The organism is Xanthobacter autotrophicus (assembly GCF_030015065.1).
GTDB classification, from domain to species: Bacteria; Pseudomonadota; Alphaproteobacteria; order Rhizobiales; family Xanthobacteraceae; genus Xanthobacter; species Xanthobacter autotrophicus_D.
Genome location: NZ_JAIVFN010000284.1, coordinates 1 through 793 on the forward strand (window position 1 = coordinate 1; position 793 = coordinate 793).

The 793-nt window shown below is 69.4% G+C and carries 1 protein-coding gene; it reads right to left on the reverse strand.

Annotated elements, in window-relative coordinates; translation table 11 throughout:
* Positions 1-7: 7 nt before the first annotated feature.
* Positions 8-793: succinate--CoA ligase subunit alpha (sucD, locus tag K9U40_RS23115; RefSeq protein WP_282892418.1), on the reverse strand; the 786-nt coding region annotated here is incomplete at its 5' end.

Here is a 793-nt window from a genome sequence, read left to right on the forward strand (position 1 = left end):
CAGTCGCTCAGCCCTTGAGCACCTCGACGAGGGTCTTGCCGAGGCGGGCCGGGGACGGCGACACGCGGATGCCCGCCGCCTCCATGGCCGCGATCTTGTCCTCGGCGCCGCCCTTGCCGCCGGAGATGATGGCGCCCGCATGGCCCATGCGGCGACCGGGAGGCGCCGTGCGGCCGGCGATGAAGCCAACCATCGGCTTCTTGCGGCCCTTCTTCGCCTCGTCGGCGATGAACTGCGCCGCCTCTTCCTCCGCCGAGCCGCCGATCTCGCCGATCATGATGATCGACATGGTCTTCGGATCGGCGAGGAACATCTCCAGCACGTCGATGAACTCGGTGCCCTTCACCGGGTCGCCGCCGATGCCCACCGCAGAGGTCTGGCCCAGGCCCTCCTGCGAGGTCTGGAACACCGCCTCATAGGTCAGCGTGCCCGAGCGCGACACCACGCCCACCGACCCGGTCTTGAAGATGTTGGCCGGCATGATGCCGATCTTCGACTCGCCCGCGGTCACGATGCCGGGGCAGTTGGGGCCGATGAGGCGCGACTTCGAGCCCGAAAGCGCCCGCTTCACCTTCACCATGTCCATCACCGGGATGCCCTCGGTGATGCAGACGATGAGCGGGATCTCGGCGTCGATGGCCTCCAGGATGGCGTCGGCGGCGCCGGGCGGCGGCACGTAGATCACCGAGGCGTCGGCCCCGGTCGCCTCCCTGGCCTCGATCACGGTGTCGAACACCGGCAGGCCGAGATGGGTGGAGCCGCCCTTGCCCGGCGAGGTGCCGCCGACCATCTT